Origin of the sequence: Rhizobium chutanense (genome assembly GCF_002531935.1) — a bacterium.
GTDB classification, from domain to species: domain Bacteria; phylum Pseudomonadota; class Alphaproteobacteria; order Rhizobiales; family Rhizobiaceae; genus Rhizobium; species Rhizobium chutanense.
In genome coordinates, this window is record NZ_NWSV01000079.1 from 1 (window position 1) to 1,491 (window position 1,491).

The 1,491-nt window shown below is 53.4% G+C and carries 1 pseudogene; it reads left to right on the top strand.

The features are described 5' to 3' along the window. Nucleotides 1-206: 206 nt before the first annotated feature. Nucleotides 207-1,491, top strand: a pseudogene (locus CO666_RS33365) (Ulp1 family isopeptidase); the annotation flags it as partial.

Below are 1,491 nucleotides of genomic sequence, written 5' to 3' on the forward strand. Positions count from 1 at the left end.
AGCGTGGTCGCCCCGCCGACCGGGACATGCATCCCGATGACGAGACCCGCATCAACCAGTTCGCGGAAGCAGTCCGAGGCTATGAAATTCTACCCGACGGTAGCATCGGCCGAGGGGACGGAAGGGTTCCCGAGGCTACCGTCGAGAACAATTTAGGGATTCTTAGGAGGTTCGCTCGTTGGCTCCGAGCAGCAAACAGAGATTCGATGGCTTCTCGGTTTTTAAACGATCCAGATTCACTAGCCGTTGATATCGCGGATTATTGGGCAAGCGGTGAGGACGATCAGAACCGTCTTAACTCAGCGCTGTCTCATTTCAGGAGGCTCGGACCTGAGGGGCAAGAACTCCAAGCCGTTGGAGCTGGGCCGCGCCTGATGGGCCGCCGAATTCATGATCCCTATCCCGATGACGCCCGCGTCATTGATAGCTTGGCCAAGGAAGAGCTGAGTAAGTTCGGACCGGTCTCGATTTCTCAGAAAAATGCCAGTAACCAACGAAAGTTTAGCGATTGGCTCAAAAGGGAGGGTAGGGGGAGCATAGTCAGCCGACTCACGGGTACTGATCAGCAGCAACGGTCGTTGCAGGAGGATTTTAGGAAATTTACCGAGGCCGAGGGAAAAGTGGTCGTGAGTTTAGATCGGCTGCGGCAGTATCTAGGCGCCGAGTCCCAGTTGAAACAGCATAATCCTTATCCCGACGACGCCCTCATGATTGATGGCTTGGCCAACGAAGAGCTGAGCAAGCTCGGACCGGACTCGACTTCCAAGAGGAAAGTTGTCCAGAATATGGCGATAAATCAACGGAGGTTTAGTGATTGGCTCCAAAAGAATGGTCGGGGGAGCATAAGCAGTCGCCTGACTGGCAGTGATGAGCAGCAACGGTCGTTGAAGGACGATTTTAGGGAATTTACTACTAACGTTGAAGTAAAAATAAGCGTGGGTTTCGATCGGCTGCGACAGTATCTAGGCGCCGAGTCGCAGTTGAAACAGCATGATCCTTATCCCGACGACACCCGCATGATTGATGGCTTCGCCAATGAAGAGCTGAGCAAGCTCGGACCGGACTCGACTTCCAAGAGGAAAGGCGTCTTGAATCTGGCCAGCAATCAACGGAGGTTTAGTAATTGGCTCCGAAAGAATGGTCGGGGGAGCATAAGCAGTCGCCTGACTGGCAGTGATGAGCAGCAACGGTCGTTGAAGGACGATTTTAGGGAATTTACTACTAACGTTGAAGTAAAAATAAACGTGAGTCTCGATCGGCTGCGGCAGTATCTAGGCGCTGAGTCGCAGTTGAAACAGCATCATCCTTATCCCGACGACGCCCTCATGATTGATGCCTTGGCCAACGAAGAGCTGAGCAAGCTCGGATCGGCCTCGACTTCCAAGAGGAGAGTCGTCTGGAGACTGGCCAGCAATCAACGAAAGTTTAGTGATTGGCTGCAAACCAGGGGTAGGGAGAGCATAGCGAGCCGGCTCAACGGCAGTGATCAGC